Consider the following 20,646-nt stretch of genomic DNA (forward strand, 5'->3'; position numbering starts at 1 on the left):
AGGGATCTGAGTCTGTTGGTGCGAAGTAAATTAAATTAGATTTATATATATACTTTCTTTAATTAGACTGAATCAACCCTAAATCGGCAAATAAACGTGAATTTACCATTGATTATTCGTGCTGAAGAACAAAACGAAAAAACAGCAATTGTGACAACGGATGGAGCATTTACTTATCGAGATTTGCTACACACTTCTAGTCAAATAGCAACAAGTCTTCTTCAAAATACAGAAGATTTACAAGAGCAGCGAGTTGCCTTTCTCATTCCGCCTGGGTTTGAGTATGTAGCCACTCAATGGGGAATTTGGCGTGCTGGTGGCATAGCTGTACCTCTGTGTGTTTCCCACCCACGTCCAGAATTGGAGTACGTAATTAAAAATTCTGGAGCATCGATTATTGTTGCTCATCCTAATTTTGAAGGTATACTGCGTAGTTTACCGCCGCAGGCATCGCTCACCCAAGAACACAATTTACGATTTATCCTCACCTCAGAAACGCTCCCATCTAATATTGCTCCGCTCCCAGAGATAGATATCACCAGACGCGCCTTAATTCTCTACACCAGCGGTACAACAGGTAAACCCAAGGGTGTAGTTACAACTCATCAAAATATTCAAGCGCAAGTGACTAGCTTAATCACCGCTTGGGAATGGAAATCGGATGATCGCATTTTACATATCCTGCCACTACATCATATTCATGGAATTATTAACGTACTCACCTGTGCTTTATGGGCTGGCGCGGAGTGCCATATATTGAGCAAATTTGATGCTGAAACTGTTTGGAACCGAATTTGTGACGGCGACTTAACCTTATTTATGGCAGTACCAACAATTTATGTAAAGCTAATTACTGCTTGGGAAACAGCCTCTAAGGAACGCCAACAAATCATGTCAGAAGGCTGTTCTAAGATGCGCCTGATGGTTTCTGGCTCCGCAGCATTACCAGTCCAAGTTTTAGAAAAGTGGCAAACTATCAGCGGCCATTTTCTGCTTGAGCGTTATGGAATGACTGAAATCGGTATGGCGTTATCAAACCCTTTACATGGTAAACGGTTGTCTGGATATGTTGGTAAACCTCTACCTCATGTTGAAGTCAGATTAGTGGATGAAAACGGAGAGTTAGTCCCAGACGAAACCCCAGGAGAAATCCAAGTTAAAGGCCCTGGAGTGTTTCTAGAATATTGGCAAAACCCTGAAGCAACCGCCAAAGCCTTCCAAGATGGCTGGTTCCGTACTGGAGACACCGCCGTAGTGGAGAATGGCAACTACCGCATTCTAGGACGGATGAGTGTAGATATCATCAAAACCGGAGGGTATAAAGTTTCAGCTTTAGAAATTGAAGAAGTGCTAAGAACTCATCCAGATATTCAAGAATGTGCAGTGGTTGGGGTTGCCGATTTAGAGTGGGGTGAACGGGTTTGTGCCGCGTTAGTATTGCAAGGCTCACAACCTTTAACATTACAAGCTTTCAGAAGTTGGGCAAAAGAGCGATTGGCTGTTTATAAAGTGCCAACCCAAATTTTGATAGTTGAAGAATTACCGCGCAATGCGATGGGGAAAGTGACTAAGCCAACGGTGGTTGAGCTATTTTGCTGATAGCGATCGTAAACGCCTAATTAGTCCTCTTTCATCAGGTTTGGAAAAATTAACGAATTTTCGATATTTTAGCTAACGAAAAATTAAGGTTTCACTCCAGAGTGACGGAAGAGGGTTAGACTTAGAATTTCAAACCTCGTAATTCCTTTAACTTAAGTAAATCCCCAGTCACTAAGATTGTTTTAGAATATAACAACCTTGCATAATATCAAATGACTTATATTTAGATTGAAGATATAATACATTCTAATCATTTCCTGACAAAAAATATTTATGATAGCTATTCAGCCTAACTTTTATCCCTACAGTTCTATAGCTAAAGGCATTTATATTTTAGATCAACATCTTAGAAAAGATATACATGATTGTTGCATTGTAGACGAGCGTGATTATGTATCTACATTAATGAGTTATGTAAGATTGTTTTTACGTAATAGTCAGCTTGTAAAACGGTTGTTTAGTTTTCAGTCTCAAATTTTAAATAGTAATTTAGAAAAAAAAATTGGATGTGATGCACTTATATTGTTCCGTGCTAAAAACGCTGTAAAAGTTTGTATGTTTGAAGCCAAATATCCAAGATTACGTAAAGGAACTAATTACTCTTGGGATTATAAAACATCTAGCAGTAATAAGGCTCATTTTCACGATCAATTAACAAGACAAAATAAATGGTCATCTGAAGTAGCTATATGGGAATTATTTATTAACGATTATGTTCCTGGGTTTTCATTAAAAGGTTTTGATAAATATGGTTCCACTTGTATATGGCATCAAGATGCTTATAAGTATACTGAGGAAAAGGCTGACGCAATGTCTTATCCTAAAGATTTTGTTTGGAATAACAAAAACTTACAAGAATGTATAGAACAATTACCTTATAATCCTTTAAATTTAGAAGATGTATTAATTTCGATATTGATTGGCAAAGTCGGAAAAGTAATTCCAGTTACAGGCAATGGTTTAGTAACAATAAAGTCTTCAGAAGAAGAACGTATAGATATACCTGTTGGTTCAAATATAAATAGAAATGATTTTATGAGACTATGGGAAACAACTGGAATTAACAATTTCTTGTTAGTGGAACTTGAAAATATTTCATTGAATTGGGATATAGATATAGATTTTTAAATGAAAGCTAACGTTTGTTATCAATATTTTTCACATAAATTATAAAAATAATTGAGACTAGTTTTCCCTACGCTTTTGAAGTAACCTTTGGTATTTTCGGCGGACACCAAAAGAGGTTTTTGCTCGACACACCAAGGGATTCCAGAATTCTTCGCATCACCTCTGTGCAATACATCCAGTGTCCCAAATCATCATACATGCGATCGGGATTAAACTCGACATTGTAATGCAGTACATTGGGAAGGCCTAAAAATTCATAATCGCTTTGAGGAGAAAGCAGCAACAGATGAAATGGTTTCCCCTGGCATTGTTTTTGTAGCTTGTTCACCAAATCTATCACACCACCGCGATCGCTAATTCCAGTGCGGACGAAAAGAACTTTGTCGCAGTGCTGCAATGCGTACCAAAACCTTTCAGAGCGTGCTGTGTAGCGAACGCGCATCCGTTCATGGACGGGAAACATATCGTTCGTGGGGTCGTCTGTTTCCTCAACTTCATGGGCAAAGGATAATCCCGACCACTTACTATGGTAAATTCTACCTGCATCGGGACTGTAATGCAGAAAAGCAGGATTCCACATATCATCAAAACCGTGTGCGATCGCATCCGCAACATCTCCAATATTGGTGGTGCGCGTCAGATCAAAGGGAAAGGCGGGACCATCATATTCCATTTTATATAACATCATGCGGACGGCACAGCGATCGCCAAGGGGAAGAATGGCCACACGGCTAATATCCGATAACTCACATTTGTATTGAAACAACACCGCAGACTTAGGTGGTGCTTTCACCCGACTTTCTAACCCATCCTTACCAATCATCATGGTGCGAAAAGGGGCATCGGGATAAAGCGGATCTTCATAAACACCCGATGGCATAGCTTTAAGTGCGTTGCAAACCTCCGTCCACATCGGCTGGATATTGTACTCATTGTCTGATTCGTTGATTATCCAGAGGTGGCGTTCATCAGCTTGCAAAATCCCCAAATGCCCGTCATAGAACAAAACGTTGTTCGGCGAAAAGAGGTTGAAGGCGGCGCTATATTCTAGGTTGACACCAGGAGGAATATTTATTGTAGTTGCGATCGCGCCATCCTCTACAGCCAAGAAAGGGAGCGTTTCTGGCTGGGCATTCTTGGCAATGTAAATACCTGATATCAATCCCGCCTGACTTTGCAGTGCAGTTTGTAGTTCCTGCCAATAGGGAGCGATGGTATAGCTGTATTGTGATGGATTAACAATCCGCAAACGCTTCTCTTCCATACAGATAGAGAGATGGAAGCCACCATTGTCAAAGTAGATGGGGAATTCATTCGGTTGCTGGGAGCGTTGTTTTTCTTTTGCTAATTCGTCTTTTTCGATATCGAATAGGTGGTGGTCGATCTGCTGATACATGAGGCTATGACCGACTGTATTCGGGTGAGCCGGATCGAAAGATGTCCCTGCTTTCCATCGTCCTTGCCCATCATCGACGGCTGCCAACCAATCCAATACAGTCACGCCCCAACTTAGCATCCGGTTATGTGTGTCTCGGATCAGCGAGTAATGTTCCTGGGAATAATCACCGTTGGGATAGACTCCGCCTAAAATCGGGATTGCTCCGATGTCGCGTGTCATTTTCACAAGTTGCTGCAAGCCACTTTCAAACCGTCGCTGTACTGCCCGACGTTCGTGAGGGGGACAGTAGGCTAATCCTTCGTTGCCCAGAGACAAGGCAATAATGACGATATCTGGTTGTTCTGGAGTGACAACTGAGCCAAATCGAGCGACCGTTCTGCTGACATTCGCCCCCACCTCTGACACATTTACGAGTTTATGCCCATATTTTTGCTGTAAAGCCTGTGCCAACAACCAGACCCAACCTTTCAAAAACCAGGCTTTATGACCTAATGCGACGGAACTACCAATGACTACGATTTTTAATCCTTGAGACTCTTCATCCAGGGATATTCTGACAGCAGGGTTCTCAATATATCCGAACGGATAAGGTTGTAAATAGCCAAATGCGCCATCATCCACAATAATTGTGTTGGCGTCATTGTTAGAATCAATGGGAATCCAGCGGTTTGTATCTAGTAAGCTCTCCCATGTTGCGTTACCGTTTGTATCGAGACGCACATACTTGTATTCAACTTTCTGTCCATCGCCAGAAATTTGAATGTCAATATTTGTCCACCATAAAGGATAGCGATCGCTACTTGTATGCAGATGGATGCATTTGGTAATATCCCACAATCCCAACTCTGGAGTAGAACCAACAATACCAATGTATTCGCCCGTTTGCGTGTATGCACTGATTTGGAATCGATACATAGAGTCTATCCTGATTTAGTGAGTACGATACCAAACAGTCAGGCTGAATCTTTAAACACATTTTGAGAATATCACATAGATATCTTCAGAATCCGGTATGAATCTTGTTAAGTATACTGAAGCTCTGATTTACATCACTCAAAGCTACAGCAGCCAGGATTTTACAAGATTAAATCGGATTTTTATAAAAGATTTAATACTGATTAAACAGAATATATTGTATTAAAAGTCTTAGCACAACTAAGAACAAATCAAAAACAGGATAAGATTAAGTTAAATTTTTGCTTCAGTAGCACTGAAATCCAAGAGTTGCTATGCTGTATTGCAACCTCCTGACTTGAAAGTGCTGAGTGCTGAGTGCTGAGTAAAAATACTAGTTCCCAGTCCCCAGTCATTCTTTCATTCAAGGCTGTGAAACTTGTTTGATCAGGACTGACTTGAAAGTGCTGAGTGCTGAGTGCTGAGTTATTATTCTCCTCCCAGTCCCCAGTCCCCAGTCCCCAATCCCCAATCCCCAGTCCCTAGTTATTCTTTCATTCAAGGCTTTTGAAACTTGTTTCATCGGGGCTACCTCCTTCACAATTAGGTAAGTCTGCAATAGATGCCCAACAATGGAGGTTATCAAGAGTAATTTTTGGCAAAATTTTATAATTGTTGAGCGTAGCTTGCCGTCGTAGGCATCGCTCTTGCCAATCTCTGCTAGTTTCAGATTAAGGTTAGATGCCTGAATATGAGCATCAGAAAACATAAATAAATATTAATATCCGCATAGTTATATATGAATGAATAGTTAAATACTTTTAGGAGAGATAAAAATAGCTAGGATTTGCATCGGCAGTGATTCTTGCTGGATAGAGTGATGCAAATACTTTCTAAACCTAAACCTACAATAACAATTTTTTAGCTGGACTTGGCAGGCATCGTGAATCGGTGACTGCCGAGAAACCTTGCGCTTGAACATGAAGGAAGCAACAATGAGTAGCAATCTAGCCATCAAACTCCGCTCTGGAACTCAACAAGCCCACACATCAGCGGAAAATGTGGCATTCATGAAATGTTTTTTGCAAGGAGTTGTGGATAAAGACTGCTTTGCCAAGTTCTTAAGCAACTTGTATTACGTCTACAGTGAACTAGAAGCGGCATTAGAAAGCCATATAAAGCATCCTGTAATTAGTGCAGTTTACTTTCCTGAACTTAATCGCCAATCTTCGCTCGAAAAAGACATGGTATTCTATTATGGGGATAATTGGCGAGAGCGAGTTACAGCCTCACCAGCTGCCCAGATATACATTAGCCGCATTCGGGAAATTTCTGCTAGTGAACCAGCCTTATTGTTAGGTCATGCGTATACTCGCTACATGGGCGATCTTTCTGGGGGTCAAATGCTACAAAAAGTTGCTCAGTCAGCCCTGAAACTTTCTGGCTATGAAGGCACATCCTTTTACAACTTTGAGCAAATTCCTGACAAAAAGGCATTTAAGGATAAGTATCGTCAGGCATTAAATGCATTACCCGTTGATGATATAACAGCAGAACGGATTGTTGCAGAAGCCAATAATGCCTTTGGGTTCAATTTACAAATGGCTCAAGAGTTAGAGGGAAGTTTAATTAAAGCACTCGGTCAAGTCCTGTTTAATAGCCTCACTCGTTCTCGGAATTCAGGTAGCACTGAAGTAGCGGCGACTAATTAATTTTGTCATTTGTCATTGGGCATTGGGCATTAGAAAGAAACTTGTTCAATAATTCTCCCCAATCCCTAGTCCCCAATCCCCAATCCCCAATCCCCAGTCCCCAATTCCCAATCCCCTCATTCATTGGAAAGCAACTCAATGGTTTTTCTATTACCTGGTGTCAAGTTTGATCTGGATTTGATTCAAAAGTACGACACTCGCGCACCTAGATATACCAGTTACCCGCCCGCTACAGAGTTAAGCGAAACATTCACTGAAACTGATTTTAAGGCCGCGATCGCAGCCTCGAATCAACGCAAAACCCCTCTTTCTTTGTATTTCCATATCCCCTTCTGCCAAAGTGCTTGCTACTTCTGCGGCTGTAACACAGTAATTTCCAACAATAAAAATATTGCTAAACCTTATGTAGAGTCTTTGGTTCAAGACATCAAAAACACCGCAGCTTTAATCGATCCAGATAGAAAAGTGTTGCAAATCCATTGGGGAGGTGGTACTCCTAATTACTTAGAACCTCACCAAGTAGAATTTTTATGGAAAAACATCAATCGCTATTTCAACATCGACCCCCAAGCAGAAATCTCAATTGAGATTAATCCCCGCTATATCGATAAAAACTACATTTTCTTTCTGAGACAGATTGGCTTTAACCGCATTAGTTTTGGCATTCAGGATTTTAATCGCCAAGTTCAAGTAGCTGTAAATCGTGTCCAGCCTGAAGAAATGCTCTTTGATGTCATGAGTTGGATCAAAGAAGCTAAGTTTGAAAGTGTGAATGTAGACCTAATCTATGGTTTACCTTATCAAACCCGCGAGACATTTCATGAGACGCTGAAAAAGACGATTGAATTAGATCCTGACAGAATTGTAGTCTTTAACTTTGCTTATGTGCCGTGGCTCAAACCGACACAAAAAAATATTCCTCAAGAAGCGCTACCCCCAGCAGAGGAAAAGTTAGATATTCTGAAAATGACCATTGAAGAATTGACTAGTAACGAATATCTATTTATTGGGATGGATCATTTTGCCAAAACTAATGATGAACTAGCGATCGCTCAACGCAATGGCACTCTCAAGCGTAATTTCCAGGGCTATACTACCCACGCTGAAACAGAATTATTTGGTTTTGGTGCCACATCCATCAGTATGCTAGAAGATGCTTATGCCCAAAACCACAAAGAGTTAAAGGATTATTATCAGACACTTACAGCGGGTACATTACCTGTTAGTAAAGGTATTAAACTTACTCAGAACGATATCATCAGACGGGATGTGATTATGGGCATAATGTCTCACTTTCAGCTTCATAAGCAAGACATTGAAAACAAATATCATATCAGTTTCGATGAATATTTTTCTGATGAGCTAGAGGCGTTAAAACCACTAGAAGCCGATGGTCTAGTCAGTTTATCAAAAAATCAGATCCAGATTACAGACATCGGTAGATTACTAGTAAGAAATATTGCCGTCATCTTTGATACTCATACAAGAACGCGAGAGACAAAATTTTCCCGCGCTATTTGATATCATTTCTGCAAATTGTGCTGCCCAGATCCCCGACTTCTTTAAGAAGTCGGGGATCTAAGTTCTTTTGATATAAACTCTTTTGTCTAACTTTTGGATTTAGCATTTACCCCATCTGGTAGAAAGAATTTGAAATCAGAGTTGATAACTTAGACACAGGTGAGCTTGTTGAGGCAGTTATGAGTATTATTGCTTGGATAGTTTTAGGAATTTTGGCAGGTGCAATCGCTAAAGCTATTTATCCTGGTTATCAAGGTGGTGGAATCCTTTCCACAATGATTTTGGGTATCATTGGTGCTTTCGTTGGTGGAACTCTATTTACCTTGTTACGAACAGGAACTCTACAAATTACTGCGGCTGGCACTGGTTTAACTCTTCCTGGTGTTTTAGTGGCTGTGCTTGGTGCAATTGTTGCTATTTATCTATGGGGATTAATCAGAAGAAGCAGCAATGCCTAATCACTGATTAGCGGTTATCAAACCTGAGATAACTACTGTATTTTATTCAGTGTTTTAGTTCACCAGTTGAAGAAGCTATCAAACATCAAATTAGCTCTCTCTGGAAAAAGACTAAAAGATTAAATCGATTCATTCTGTAACACCAAATTTTGGGAAGTGTAAATCTATGTTTTTTCACAAGAAAGAGCCTATTCATGCAGTTAACGTTAGTGAAGCAAACCCTCGTTTTGCTCAGTTGCTACTAGAGCAGTTTGGGGGAGCTACTGGCGAACTTAGCGCAGCACTTCAATATTGGGTTCAATCATTCCATGTCGAAAATGCTGGCATTAAAGATATGCTGCAAGACATTGCCATTGAGGAATTCAGCCATTTAGAAATGGTTGGGAAACTTATTGAGGCTCATACTAAAAATGTGGATCAAACAGAGGCTTATAAAAGTACTCTCTTTGCAGTTAGAGGGATTGGTCCTCATTTTCTAGATAGCCAGGGTACTGCTTGGACTGCAAGTTACTTGAATGAGGGTGGAGATGTGGTACGTGATTTAAGAGCTAACGTTGCAGCAGAAGCCGGTGCCCGTCAGACTTACGAATCATTGATCAAGTTGGCAACCGACAAAGGAACCCAAGAGACTTTAGTGCATCTGTTAACACGAGAAATTTCTCATACTCAGATGTTTATGAAAGCTCTAGATTCACTGGGTAAATTGACAGATCCATTCTTTGGTAATGTTAAGCCAGATGAAACTGTTGCTCTCTACTACAACCTATCGACAAACGGCGATGGTAAAGACGAGCGTGGCCCTTGGAATTCTGAGCCAACATTCAAATACATTGCTAATCCGCTAGAAAGTCACTCTTAGAGTATAGATTGATTTTGAGCAAAGGATTTTTGGCATATCTGAAAAAATCCTAATCATTCGGTGGGCAAACAGCCCACCTTTTTTAGTAATTTTTAGGCTGCTTATACCATTTTGAATTTTAGATTTTTGATTGGGAATTGCTTTCTGTGTCTGGGTTGCGTGAAAATTTAAAATTTGGTGGTGCAACAATTCAGTCGCGGGTCTGACGTAGCGTTTGTCTGCGATACGCTGCATGAACGTAGAGAGCGTCTTGATTCTGAATTCTTCTTCAACAAACCTGGTTTTCTCAGGACAATTTGTATAAAAAAGAGCCAGAGAACTAACTCTCTGGCTCAAAGCTGGAGACAAAAGAATCATCAAATAAAGGCTAACTTGGGTAAAAGCCTAAATTCTTCCCAGGTTATGCAGCCCTAAGACAGCGCCCACGCCTAAGATATGACCAAAGGCGGTAGTTGCTAAAAGTGCGGGTAAACCAAAACCACCAAATAAATTGGGTGAAGGTAGTGCTGGTTCTGCGTTGGGATACTTGATGCTAGATTTGCCAAAGGCGATCGCAACGATATTAGCGAGAATTATAATCAGACCAACTGTTGGACTCCATTCCAGGGGTGTGGTTGCAGCAGCGAGTAAGGTCGAAGTAAACACCTGATTTGCTCCTGAAATTTATTAATGGTTGAAAATATAATCTGAAACTTTCCGAAGCAAATTCAATAAATTACCCGATTTTGCATCAATATTTAACAGTTATTCTTACTACTTAATACAAAATGAGTTCAACACGGTGAGGTAAATGTGGTATTTGGTTTGAACTTCAATATCTAAATTGAACATATACTTATTAAAAATAATACTTATTGATCAGTTATTTTGCTGATATAGCGTCAATGCATCTATAAATCAGAAGATCCCCGACTTCTTGAAGAAGTCGGGGGATCGGAGGATCTCGGTAGAGAGCAAATTTAAGATTGCTATATCTATAAAACTAGAGCTATATATAAATTAAAAATATAATTTTCATCTATCAAAAGTATGAGATATAAATATAACGATTTTCTACATCTAAAGAAATTAAAAACAAATTAAATACAGATTAAATACAAATATTTAACCTAAAAGTATACTTCTGACAGAGGATGTAAAAAAAGATTAGGTATAGTAAATTAAAATCAATTCAATATTAATCAAAGTTCCTAAACAATTCAGGCAAGTGTGTTATTCACAAGCTTGGAACAGCCTAAAACTTTGTTAAAATCAGCAACACACAAACTATGAACTCTACCACCGAAAAACGTATCGCCTTAATTTCCGTCCACGGAGATCCGGCGATTGAAATAGGGAAAGAAGAAGCTGGGGGACAAAATGTTTATGTGCGCCAGGTGGGTGAAGCACTAGCGCAGCTAGGATGGCAAGTTGATATGTTTACCCGCAAGGTGAGTCTGGAGCAAGACTCGATTGTTGAACACAGTGACAATTGTCGAACTATTCGTTTAAAAGCTGGCCCTCTTGAGTTTGTGCCGCGAGATGAGATTTTTGATTATCTGCCTGAATTTGTGGATAATTTCCTCAAATTTCAAGTAAAAAATGAGATTACATACCAGTTAGTTCACACTAATTACTGGCTCTCTAGTTGGGTGGGGATGGAGTTAAATAAAATCCAAGGAAGTAAACAAGTTCACACCTACCACTCCTTAGGGGCAGTAAAATATAACACTATAGAAAATATTCCTCTGATTGCTAGTCAGCGATTAGCAGTAGAAAAACAGGTGTTGGAAACAGCAGAGCGAATTGTGGCGACAAGTCCACAAGAACAAGAACACATGCGATCGCTAGTTTCACTCAAAGGCAATATTGACATCATTCCCTGTGGTACAAATATTCAGCAGTTTGGTTCCATTGGGCGGGAAGCAGCCAGATTTGAATTTGGTATTGACAAAGAAGCTAAGGTTGTATTGTATGTAGGGCGTTTTGACCAACGCAAAGGTATAGAAACCTTGGTGCGTGCAGTCAACGAGTCTCAACTACGCGACTCGAAAAATATCCAGCTAATTATTGGTGGTGGTAGCACTCCAGGTAACAGCGATGGAATTGAGCGCGATCGCATTGAGGCTATTATCAACGAATTGGGAATGAGCGACTTTACCATCCTTGCCGGTCGTCTCAGCCAAGAGATTTTGCCAACTTATTACGCAGCCGCCGATGTTTGCGTTGTTCCTAGTCATTACGAACCCTTTGGACTCGTAGCGATCGAAGCGATGGCAAGCGGTACACCAGTTGTAGCTAGCGATGTTGGCGGACTTCAGTTTACTGTAGTTAATGAAGAAACTGGTTTATTAGCACCACCACAAGATGTAGATGCCTTTGCGTCTGCCATTGACCGAATTCTTTTAAATCCAGAGTGGCGAGACGAATTGGGTAAAGCCGGTAGAAAGCGCGTTGAAAGCAAGTTTAGTTGGCATGGTGTAGCAACTCAGTTGAGTGAACTTTATACTCAACTGCTACAACCAGTCCAAGAACCCCTATTGCTTGCTAAATAATCTTCTCAGCAACTCGATACGGTTTGGATAAGATTATCTATAGAATTTCCCGACCTAGTAAGGTACACCTGTAAGGGCACGGCAGTGCCGTGCCCTTACACCTTGCGGTATAATGTTGTACCTCATCTGAATGGGAACCGCTATACATAGCGATAACTTGTGCATTCTCCAGGTAATATCATGTCCTTAATTAACGTAAGTTCGACAGGCCTCTCCCTGCCTTGAACTAAAGTTCAAGTCTGTCCCTCTCCGAGTCGCAGAGGGACAGGTTTTGCGTAGTAAAACCAGGGAGAGGTCTTTTGGGTGGACATGATATGACCAGTCGCAATACTGCTCGGTTAAGGATTTTTAACTCGGAATTGGGTTTTGGGTAAAGGTTAAAGGTTTTTTCTTTCCCCTTTTCCCCTTAACCGAAAAGTATTGTGACCAGTCGAACTCACGTTTAATTAGAACATTCTCGGCTCAATAGCAACTGCCCATTATCAAGCCGATATAATCCTTGTGGTTCAATAATCGGATCGCCTTTCTTCCAAGGACGGGATGTAATTTCTACACCTCTCACCTCACCAGTTGTGTAGTTAGAAACCAAAGCATTATCAGGCCGATTATTGGTTAAAGCACCGGAACCTGTAATGGTAAAAGAGTTTTCTTGTCGCTTGGTAGCGCGGGAAATGCAGCTATTGGCAATGAGTGCATTGGTATCGATGACTGGAGGTAATTGGGTAAAGCTGTTTTGAATGGAACTGGTATCAGGTGCGTTAATGCTAATCACTCCTGAAACGCCTTGTTCTGAACTGGCGGTAATATCACTTTTTTCCGTTGGCTTTGTCCGCGACTCGATACCAAAGATACCTTGAGACTTGATTTCGACGTTCCCACCTGTTCCTGTGAAGGCGTTGGCTGTGATGTCGCTGTTTTCTTCGGGGATGGCGACGATAAATCTTGAATCGATATTGATGTTACCACCATCGCCACCTGATTGGGCTGTACCTGCGGTAGTCGAAATTCCGCTACCACGACGCAATATTAAGCGATCGCTAGCAGTTAAATTAATATTTCCACCATCACCAGAGTTGGTGGTTGCTGTAATAAATCCTTTGTTATCAAGTGTTGTGGAACCAGAATTAATATTAATATCTCCGGCTTTCCCTTGCCCCACACTGCTGGTACTTAGTCGCCCAACATTACTTAAATACAAAGAATCTGTTATAAGGTAAATATTACCTCCATTGCCCACAGCTATTGGACTGACTGCACTAAAAACACCGCTAGAAAAACCTGTAGTGCCAATACCATCGATTAGAATGCGATCGCGTGCATCAATGGTAATATCACCCCCATTGCCTCTCGAAAAAGTACTAGCATTGACTATTCCACCATTGGTTAAAAATAAAGAGCCTGTTGTCAGGTTAATATTGCCTCCCCTACCTTCAGCTTGACCTTCTAAGGTAGTAAAAACACCGCTTGAACTTCCATTACTACCGACACCATCAATGCCAATAGCATTGCCAGCATTAACTATAATGTCACCCGCATTACCTTTACCAAAACTTGTAGCAGCAAGTTGTCCGCCGTTGCTTAGTGTTAAGGAGTTAGTTGTGATTTGGATATCCCCACCTTTGCCAACACCTCCAGCAGACAAAAAACTAAAAGCGCCACTCGGGTTATTGCCACTAGTACCATCGATAATGACAGCATCGCGGGCATCAATGTTTATATTTCCAGCATTCCGATTTGCAGAGGTGCGAGTTACACCACCATTTTTTAAGGTCAGCGTTCCTGTTTTAACCTGAATATTTCCACCATTACCGCTTCCACTAGCAAAAGTATATGCCGCAGTTGACGAATTTTTACCATTGGTTCCGTCAAAGGTAACAGCATCGCGTGTATCGATAAAGATATTGCCACCATTACCTTGACCATCACTAAAAGTGGAAATATTAGCACCATTTTTGACAAATAATCCTCTAGAATTAATGCGGATATTCCCAGCGTTACCGCTGCTATTGTTTAGCGCAGTAGTGGCTACGGGAGTAAATAAACCATTTTCCCCACCATCAAAAGTTACTGTATCGCCTGCGTTGATGGTGATATCGCCTCCATTTCCCTGTCCAAGTGTGTTTCCAGAAATGGTTGCACCGTTGGTGACGGAAACTTTATCGCGGGCGTTGATGGTGATATTACCTGCATTTCCCTGTCCATCTGTGTCTCCAGCAATGACTGCACCGTTAGTAACGGAAAGTGACCCTGTTGTAATTTCGATGTCACCTCCTTTACCTTCACCACTCAGCAAATAACTAAATAAACCGCTAATACCAATTTTGTCAAGACCAAAAGTTCCACCCTTGACGACACCATCAAAAGTTACTGTATCACGAGCATTGATGGTGATATTTCCACCATTACCTTTTCCTCCGCTATGTGAAGAAGATATTGTACCGCCATTTGTGAAAAGCAGCGATCCTGTTTCAATTTGAATATTTCCAGCGTTACCATTGTATCCTTCCGTATTGGCACCGCTAGATAAATTATTACCGCCAATTCCATCAAAAGTAATAGTATTGGCAACATCAAGAAAGATATTACCTCCATTTCCTTGTCCGCCGTTGCTAGCATTTAATCGGCCGCCATCTTTAAGTAGTAAATTACTTGCAGTGATGCGAATATCACCACCATTACCTATCGCGTTATTAATGCCAAAACTTGATACTGTACTGCCATCTTTCATTCTGCCTCCAAAACCTGAAAATGTGACATTATCGCGGGCATTAATAGTAATATTTCCTCCATTCCCGACTCCACCAGTAAAGCTAGATATTTCGGCACCATTAGTAACAGAAAGCGATCCTGTTGTAACTTGAATGTTTCCTGCTTTTCCGACACCTCCAATATTTAAGTTGCTTTGCAAACCACTAAACGAATCATAATCCAAGTTATTAAGGTCAAATTTACCTGCGTCGATAAAAACGCCATCTAGCTTAACATTATCAGAAGCTTCGACGGTAATATTTCCGGCATTACCTTGTCCATAGAGACTTGTTGATACTTCACTGCCATTAGTTAACGAGAGTGAACCTGTTTTCAGGTAAATATTTCCTCCGTTACCTACCCCCTCATTGAACACACTACTACTAACATCGCTCTTAGTATCGAAGACTATATTATCAAGGGCATTAATGCTGATATTCCCAGCGTTTCCTTTGCCAAAGATAATGCTATGAATATCGCCTCCATTGGTAGCTTTTAGCGTACCTGTCGTGATTTGAATATTACCACCATTACCTTGTCCTAAAATATCAGTATTAAGGTAAGCATGATTACTTAGTGTAAAAGAGCTAGATTTAATATTGATATTACCACCATTACCTGTTGCTCCTGTGAATACAAAGCTACTAATTCCACTATTTAAATCATCTTTTTGACCTGCAACAGTAACAGCACCTTGAGCATTGATATTTACATTTCCTGCATTACCTTGTCCATAGAGACTAGCATTGATTTGTCCAGCATTTTGTAATGTCAATGTTCCAGTCGTAATATTGATATCGCCAGCTTGACCAAATGCTTTTTCTTGCACTACGTTAGCGATAAAACCTTTATCTATTAACGTTGTATCTCCTGTGGCATTAATATTAATATCTCCACCTTTACTATTTGGAGTACCTAAACCTATATCTATTCCCGCTTTTAGTTTACTTTGCCCTGCTAAATTTACATTTCGAGCTTGAATTTTGATATTCCCGCCACCTGCACCGCGAATATTCACTTCTGCACCATTACTCAGCGAAATATCGGCGCGTTCCACATTCTCAGGTATAACTAAACCCAGATTATCACCCGCAATATTCAATCCCACATTTCCCGGTGCAGCCAAACCTGCTAACTCAACATTTCCGCCATAAGCCTGAATTCCACCACCATCAATATTGATATTTCCACCAACAAGCAGCAAACTTTTACCATCAGCAACTTGCAAACCCGTAAGATATCCACCGATGGGATTAATCGCTACGGGTGTTTGGGATTGATTGATAATTCCACCAGAAGCTTTGATTTGATTAAACAGCAATACTGAAGGATTAATAGTTAACAATGGCGCTGCTTGGGGATTTGTGGCACTAAAAACCCCTTGATTGCCAAACTGTATTCCGTTTGCAGTCGTCCCCACAAACGAACCCTGCACATCCAAACTGGCATTTTTCCCAAACACAATCCCATTGGGATTTATCAAAAATAAATTCGGGCTAGAATTACCAAATGTGCCCAGTCTCCCCAAAATTTCTGAAGGGTTACTACCTGTCACCCGTGCCAAAATATTCTGAATATCTGCGCTAGGACTGAAGAAATATGCCCCACGTCCCTCGCTGATATTAAATTCTTGAAAGCTATGAAACAGATTAATTTGGCGAGTTGCACCACCTGTAATTACTTCTATGGGCTGTCCCTGAAAGTTGCCTATAACTTTAGATGACTCAGTGCCAAGTGTGTTATCAGGCACGATATTACTTTGCTGTGCCTGGGTTTTGCTAGTGAGGAGACTTACACTTAAGCAGCCCAGCAACCCTGCAAATCCAAACTGCAAACACTTGTTTAATCGGTATTTGATCGTCATTGGGTGCGCTTTTATATAGATTATTTGAGTATCTAATAAAACTGCACCCTTGGATAATCAATAAGCGAATATTCGTTAATTATGCAGTTTTCTGCAATCAGGCGATCGCATTTGTGCATTCTCCAGGTATGAAACTGCACGCAAACAAGCAGGAAAGGTGGATGCGTGGCATGAATATGTCGGATATTGTGAAATTGATCGGCAACAGTAAAACTACTGAATACTAATTAGTTCCATCACCAATAACTAGGTGGGTGAGAAAATTTATAACTATGTCATTGCGTTGGCGTAAGCCTTCCCGGAGGGTATGCAATGAAGTAGAGGGAAGCAATCGCAAGGTTTTCACCGATTTTACTTTTAGTTACATAGTTAGGTTTATTAAATGGAGAACAACCCCAATTAGGAGAAAAATTATGTTCAAAAGAATGATTACATCCTTGGTAGCATCCGTAGGTTTATTCAGCCTAAATGCTCACCCTGTATTAGCAGAAAGAGCGGTTGATTTTATCTACTCCAAAACCCTTTATCCATCAACTTGCAATATTGTTATTGCAGGTGAAACATATCGTTGTACTTCTACTGTAATGGGTGCTTTCGATAATGCTAGTGCCAATATTAAGTTATGCTCGTCACGCTATTGTTTAATCCTCATTCTGAGTTATCCCCAACTTGTTAATGCCTCTGATGGGGAAAATTTCTCTGTTCGCCAATTGGCATGGCAAAAAGGTAAATATATTACTGAACAATGGGATGTATCTCTAACCTGTGGGCTACGTTCAGGAATGGGATGTATAGGAAAATCAGAAGATGGTAGTCCAATCGCTATCTACGTAGAGTAGGTTTTTGCTAAGGAGGTGAAGTCAGGGAAATCATTGCATTTACTCAGAATGAATAAACTTCCATCTCCTCCACGTCCAATTCTTAAGGTTTCATCTAAGTAAGTAATATCTAGTGTGGCAGTTCTATTATTAGGATTATTAGCAGGGACAACCTTAAAGAGGTTGAGTTGAGGGGTATTAATGCCGACAATCTTCTCAATCGATAGGTAGCGTTTGTCAAAATAAACGTTGATGCGTTTGTTCGATGGAGGCTCTAAGTCTTCTTTGGCTGGCTCAAAGCTAGCTGTGACTTTGACATATCCCGATACTAGCCCCAGAGGATGTTTAACCTTAGCTAGATTGAAAAACAATTTATTTGCAACATCAATCACTTGATAAACTTTACCCAGCTTTAATCCCAATGGGAGGGAAACTAAAGAACGGATTTCTCTTGCAGTGGAGTATTGAAGTTGCCAAGCTCCTTCGAGTAAAGAGGTAGCGTAGAGAAGAGGATTGAGATTGGGATTGACGCTCTCCAGTTCAGTCGTCAATTGTTCAATTTCTTCGGCTAAGGTTTTGTCTATCTGCAAGTCGGTAATGGGAGAACCATTGCTCTTAGTTGGAATATTCTCAAGGCTGGCTTGTAATTTTTCCTTAATTAAAAGTTGATTGTTCAATGGTTGAATATTTTAATTTACGTATTTTATTACTTTACAGCTATTTTCAGGTAAATAGACCACGCGGTAGGGGCAGAGCAATGCTCATTGGTGTCATTGCCAAAAATAGCTTAACTGTTGGCTTCGTCGCCCGCCAGGGAATAAATTCCCTGGCTAATAGTTTTAAGTCTACTGAAGTAGACTGGAGATTTTTGGCGATATTTAGTCATCTTCAGATGACTTTAGCTATGAGACGGGAATTTCAATTCCCGACGGACAAGCGGTTTCACGTTAAGGGACTTGCAATTAAATAATGTACTGATATACCAATCAGGTTTTACCGTTTTATGATGGATTCAGGGTTTTCAACTGGTACTTTATTTTGGCACGAGTCACTAAGAAGTTGACACCAATGAGCAATGCTGTGCCCTGACGACAGATGTGGTTCAAATACATGAAAACTGCTGTAATTCAATTCAACTTTTATGCACTTACCGCATAAAAGTTGAAGTATCTAAATGAGATTAGTCAATGAGTTGTGGGGTAGGAATTTGCGTATCGATGTCTGCTTGGGAATAAGTGGGAAGTAACCAGGTACTCTCACCCGCCTTGAATACTTTGGCAGGTTCAACATTCAATTCAATGGCACCTGTGGCTGGATTGGTTCTAGCGAGAGACTGTGTGCCATCAACGAACTGGATGGCGATTGGTTCAGTGAGTTCTTGTGGTTGAGCATTTGGGCCTAGAACCACTTGAGAACCTGCGGGTAAATAAATGCCATCGCAATCCCAATCATCATCGGTGATTGTTCCTGCACCCAGAAAGTAGAGTTGGGTTGGAGATTTTTTTGGTTTGTTGGCATAGACAGCCAAAGTTTTTCCAGTTTCATTACGGCACTGCGCCCGCTTTCTAGCTGTTTCTATGATATTTTTCTGAGATTGTAATTGCGCCAATCGCTGCTGGAACTGCTCAGGTGTATAGCCAGCTTGCTCAGGTGTATCTTTTACAGTTAGAAGTTGATTGAGCGCCTGAGTTACCTCGGTATAGTCAGCCCCCTTAGTAAAATCCTTGCTTGCCCAAGAGGGTTGAGCAATTACCAGGTTTAGCATCAACACAAGAGCGACAAGAATTATTTTGAGAAACTGCATATTTTCTCCTTTTTTTAATTAGTCTTAAGTACCACTGAAACTTTACCAGATTTCAAAACCTGAAAAATTTTGACTGCATCAGTAATTTTGCTTGCGATCGCGATCGCACCAACCAATAGCCGTAAGATTAATTATCAAACCCTTAACTGTGTCACCGCGATATTGCCAGAAAAACAGACATCCACATCGCTACCAGGAGTGCGATCGCGTTTGCCATATTCCCCTACATAATAAAAATCATCGCCTTCAATTCGATAGTTCACGGGCAAAGGTTTAGTACAGGGTTGGCAAAACACCACATTCGGATCTGGTTCTCCTGGTTGCAGATGCGGCAAGTTCACATTCCAAAAGCTTCCTGGTTCTAGAGGACACTTGAGTAAGTCCGCTAAAACTTCAGCTGTCAATTTGGCGGCCAGATCCCAATCAAAACTCTGCTTGGCTTTACGATACTGGGAAATTGCAACTCCAGGAATACCGTGCATTGCCGCTTCCCGCACGGCGGCCACTGTGCCAGAAATATAGGCATCGACTCCCAAGTTACCCCCAGCGTTGATACCTGAAAGTACAAATTTGACATCTGCGTGGATTTGTGTTATGGCAATTCTCACACAATCAGCAGGAGTACCGGCGATCGCATATTCAGTCTCAGAACGTCGCTGGAGGTTGATAGCACGAGTGGTAGTAACTTGATGTCCACAGCCAGACTGATGCTCGGCAGGAGCCGCGATAATAGTATTTATGCCGTTTACAGCTTTAAGTAGAGCTTGGATACCGGGGGCATCAATGCCGTCGTCGTTAGTTAGTATGATAGTCACGTCGCTTCGCTCCGAATTCAAAATTCAAAATTCAAAATTAATGATCCCCATAAATAAATTTAGTTGCTCTGTATCATGAGTCCTTTTCGGTCATGTATGGCAACCCGATTTGATTTCTGAATCATTTGTAGAGAGAGGGAATAGGAAATAGAGATGTACCGAGTTTTATTCAAAAATCGAATGGGAGTCCTATGTATATTATTGATATGCATTTAGCTAAAATATCAGAAAAATGCAGATATATCGTTTCTTGGGTAAGCTCAGAATATATTGCATAAAAACCAGCGATCGCTACATCACCCATCAATGGGTAAAGCAGGAAAAGCTACTTGCAGATATGAAAAAATATACTGGATTCTGCCAAAAATATTGATCGTAGGATATGATTTCTAGATGGTTTGCAAATTCCGCCCTAAGCATTTGGGTTAATTCCCAAAATGGGCGGTATTTCTTGTGACTAGCAAGAGTGTTAGCCTCAAGTTAATGCTTGCAG

General features: G+C 40.8%; 17 protein-coding genes. 10 read left to right on the plus strand and 7 right to left on the minus strand.

Annotated elements, in window-relative coordinates; translation table 11 throughout:
* Nucleotides 1-96 precede the first annotated feature (96 nt).
* On the plus strand, nt 97-1,599 hold the full coding sequence (locus tag V7L07_RS30655) for an acyl-CoA synthetase (protein WP_335063128.1): 1,503 nt from the start codon (nt 97-99) through the stop codon (nt 1,597-1,599).
* 273 nt (nt 1,600-1,872) lie between these two features.
* Nucleotides 1,873-2,727 (plus strand): hypothetical protein, encoded by an 855-nt coding sequence (locus tag V7L07_RS30660; RefSeq protein ID WP_335063130.1) that lies wholly within the window; start codon nt 1,873-1,875, stop codon nt 2,725-2,727.
* 67 nt (nt 2,728-2,794) lie between these two features.
* On the opposite strand, the gene V7L07_RS30665 is transcribed toward V7L07_RS30660, so the two are convergent.
* Nucleotides 2,795-5,041, minus strand: coding sequence for a DUF1796 family putative cysteine peptidase (locus V7L07_RS30665; RefSeq protein ID WP_335063132.1), 2,247 nt, complete (start codon nt 5,039-5,041; stop codon nt 2,795-2,797).
* Between the two features lie 403 nt (nt 5,042-5,444).
* Entirely contained in the window at nt 5,445-5,789 is a 345-nt protein-coding gene (locus tag V7L07_RS30670) for a hypothetical protein (protein ID WP_335063133.1), read from the minus strand.
* Nucleotides 5,790-6,015: 226 nt separating this feature from the next.
* Between V7L07_RS30670 and V7L07_RS30675 the strand changes: the two genes are divergently transcribed.
* From V7L07_RS30675 to V7L07_RS30690, 4 genes are all read left to right on the plus strand, one after another.
* The gene (locus V7L07_RS30675) at nt 6,016-6,732 is read left to right on the plus strand and encodes a biliverdin-producing heme oxygenase (protein WP_335063135.1); all 717 of its coding nucleotides are present in this window, start codon (nt 6,016-6,018) and stop codon (nt 6,730-6,732) included.
* Nucleotides 6,733-6,870: 138 nt separating this feature from the next.
* Nucleotides 6,871-8,253, plus strand: a complete 1,383-nt coding sequence (gene hemN / locus V7L07_RS30680) for an oxygen-independent coproporphyrinogen III oxidase (protein WP_335063136.1) — start codon at nt 6,871-6,873, stop codon at nt 8,251-8,253.
* A gap of 179 nt (nt 8,254-8,432) precedes the next feature.
* Complete coding sequence (locus V7L07_RS30685) at nt 8,433-8,711, plus strand: GlsB/YeaQ/YmgE family stress response membrane protein (protein WP_335063137.1); 279 nt, start codon at nt 8,433-8,435, stop codon at nt 8,709-8,711.
* Between the two features lie 166 nt (nt 8,712-8,877).
* Nucleotides 8,878-9,570, plus strand: coding sequence for a manganese catalase family protein (locus V7L07_RS30690; protein WP_335063139.1), 693 nt, complete (start codon nt 8,878-8,880; stop codon nt 9,568-9,570).
* Nucleotides 9,571-9,954: 384 nt separating this feature from the next.
* Here the strand turns inward: V7L07_RS30690 and psaK are convergent, their stop codons facing one another.
* On the minus strand, nt 9,955-10,215 hold the full coding sequence (gene psaK / locus V7L07_RS30695) for a photosystem I reaction center subunit PsaK (protein ID WP_292851518.1): 261 nt from the start codon (nt 10,213-10,215) through the stop codon (nt 9,955-9,957).
* A 623-nt stretch (nt 10,216-10,838) separates the two neighbouring features.
* On the opposite strand from psaK, the gene V7L07_RS30700 reads away from it, so the two are divergent.
* Entirely contained in the window at nt 10,839-12,104 is a 1,266-nt protein-coding gene (locus V7L07_RS30700; protein ID WP_335063142.1) for a glycosyltransferase family 4 protein, read from the plus strand.
* 442 nt (nt 12,105-12,546) lie between these two features.
* On the opposite strand, the gene V7L07_RS30705 is transcribed toward V7L07_RS30700, so the two are convergent.
* Entirely contained in the window at nt 12,547-16,716 is a 4,170-nt protein-coding gene (locus V7L07_RS30705) for a two-partner secretion domain-containing protein (protein ID WP_335063144.1), read from the minus strand.
* Between the two features lie 413 nt (nt 16,717-17,129).
* Between V7L07_RS30705 and V7L07_RS30710 the strand changes: the two genes are divergently transcribed.
* Nucleotides 17,130-17,555: a hypothetical protein gene (locus V7L07_RS30710; protein ID WP_335063145.1), complete on the plus strand. Its 426-nt coding sequence runs from the start codon at nt 17,130-17,132 to the stop codon at nt 17,553-17,555.
* Here V7L07_RS30710 and V7L07_RS30715 read toward each other — a convergent pair.
* Nucleotides 17,543-18,211, minus strand: coding sequence for a PAP/fibrillin family protein (locus tag V7L07_RS30715; RefSeq protein ID WP_335063146.1), 669 nt, complete (start codon nt 18,209-18,211; stop codon nt 17,543-17,545). The two genes, V7L07_RS30710 and V7L07_RS30715, sit on opposite strands and share 13 nt — an antisense overlap.
* Here V7L07_RS30715 and V7L07_RS30720 point away from each other — a divergent pair.
* Complete coding sequence (locus V7L07_RS30720; protein WP_335063147.1) at nt 18,211-18,504, plus strand: hypothetical protein; 294 nt, start codon at nt 18,211-18,213, stop codon at nt 18,502-18,504. The genes V7L07_RS30715 and V7L07_RS30720 overlap by 1 nt on opposite strands.
* 210 nt (nt 18,505-18,714) lie before the next feature.
* Here the strand turns inward: V7L07_RS30720 and V7L07_RS30725 are convergent, their stop codons facing one another.
* Both V7L07_RS30725 and surE read right to left on the minus strand, forming a co-directional pair.
* Complete coding sequence (locus tag V7L07_RS30725) at nt 18,715-19,338, minus strand: hypothetical protein (protein WP_179067129.1); 624 nt, start codon at nt 19,336-19,338, stop codon at nt 18,715-18,717.
* 134 nt (nt 19,339-19,472) lie between these two features.
* A complete protein-coding gene (surE, locus tag V7L07_RS30730; protein WP_335063148.1) occupies nt 19,473-20,153 on the minus strand; it encodes a 5'/3'-nucleotidase SurE in 681 nt (226 codons plus the stop codon).
* 232 nt (nt 20,154-20,385) lie between these two features.
* On the opposite strand from surE, the gene V7L07_RS30735 reads away from it, so the two are divergent.
* On the plus strand, nt 20,386-20,526 hold the full coding sequence (locus V7L07_RS30735) for a hypothetical protein (protein WP_335063150.1): 141 nt from the start codon (nt 20,386-20,388) through the stop codon (nt 20,524-20,526).
* The last annotated feature ends 120 nt before the right edge of the window (nt 20,527-20,646 follow it).

The sequence above is a fragment of the Nostoc sp. genome (genome assembly GCF_036916985.1).
Lineage (GTDB): Bacteria > Cyanobacteriota > Cyanobacteriia > Cyanobacteriales > Nostocaceae > Nostoc.

Bases quoted from the DNA above. Each gene is read 5' to 3' on its own strand.
- V7L07_RS30660 (WP_335063130.1), top strand. From the start codon at position 1,873: ATGATAGCTATTCAGCCTAACTTTTATCCCTACAGTTCTATAGCTAAA.
- V7L07_RS30665 (WP_335063132.1), bottom strand. From the start codon at position 5,041: ATGTATCGATTCCAAATCAGTGCATACACGCAAACGGGCGAATACATT.
- V7L07_RS30670 (WP_335063133.1), bottom strand. From the start codon at position 5,789: ATGTTTTCTGATGCTCATATTCAGGCATCTAACCTTAATCTGAAACTA.
- V7L07_RS30675 (WP_335063135.1), top strand. From the start codon at position 6,016: ATGAGTAGCAATCTAGCCATCAAACTCCGCTCTGGAACTCAACAAGCC.
- hemN (WP_335063136.1), top strand. From the start codon at position 6,871: ATGGTTTTTCTATTACCTGGTGTCAAGTTTGATCTGGATTTGATTCAA.
- V7L07_RS30685 (WP_335063137.1), top strand. From the start codon at position 8,433: ATGAGTATTATTGCTTGGATAGTTTTAGGAATTTTGGCAGGTGCAATC.
- V7L07_RS30690 (WP_335063139.1), top strand. From the start codon at position 8,878: ATGTTTTTTCACAAGAAAGAGCCTATTCATGCAGTTAACGTTAGTGAA.
- V7L07_RS30700 (WP_335063142.1), top strand. From the start codon at position 10,839: ATGAACTCTACCACCGAAAAACGTATCGCCTTAATTTCCGTCCACGGA.
- V7L07_RS30705 (WP_335063144.1), bottom strand. From the start codon at position 16,716: ATGACGATCAAATACCGATTAAACAAGTGTTTGCAGTTTGGATTTGCA.
- V7L07_RS30710 (WP_335063145.1), top strand. From the start codon at position 17,130: ATGTTCAAAAGAATGATTACATCCTTGGTAGCATCCGTAGGTTTATTC.
- V7L07_RS30720 (WP_335063147.1), top strand. From the start codon at position 18,211: ATGGTTGAATATTTTAATTTACGTATTTTATTACTTTACAGCTATTTT.
- V7L07_RS30725 (WP_179067129.1), bottom strand. From the start codon at position 19,338: ATGCAGTTTCTCAAAATAATTCTTGTCGCTCTTGTGTTGATGCTAAAC.
- V7L07_RS30735 (WP_335063150.1), top strand. From the start codon at position 20,386: ATGCAGATATATCGTTTCTTGGGTAAGCTCAGAATATATTGCATAAAA.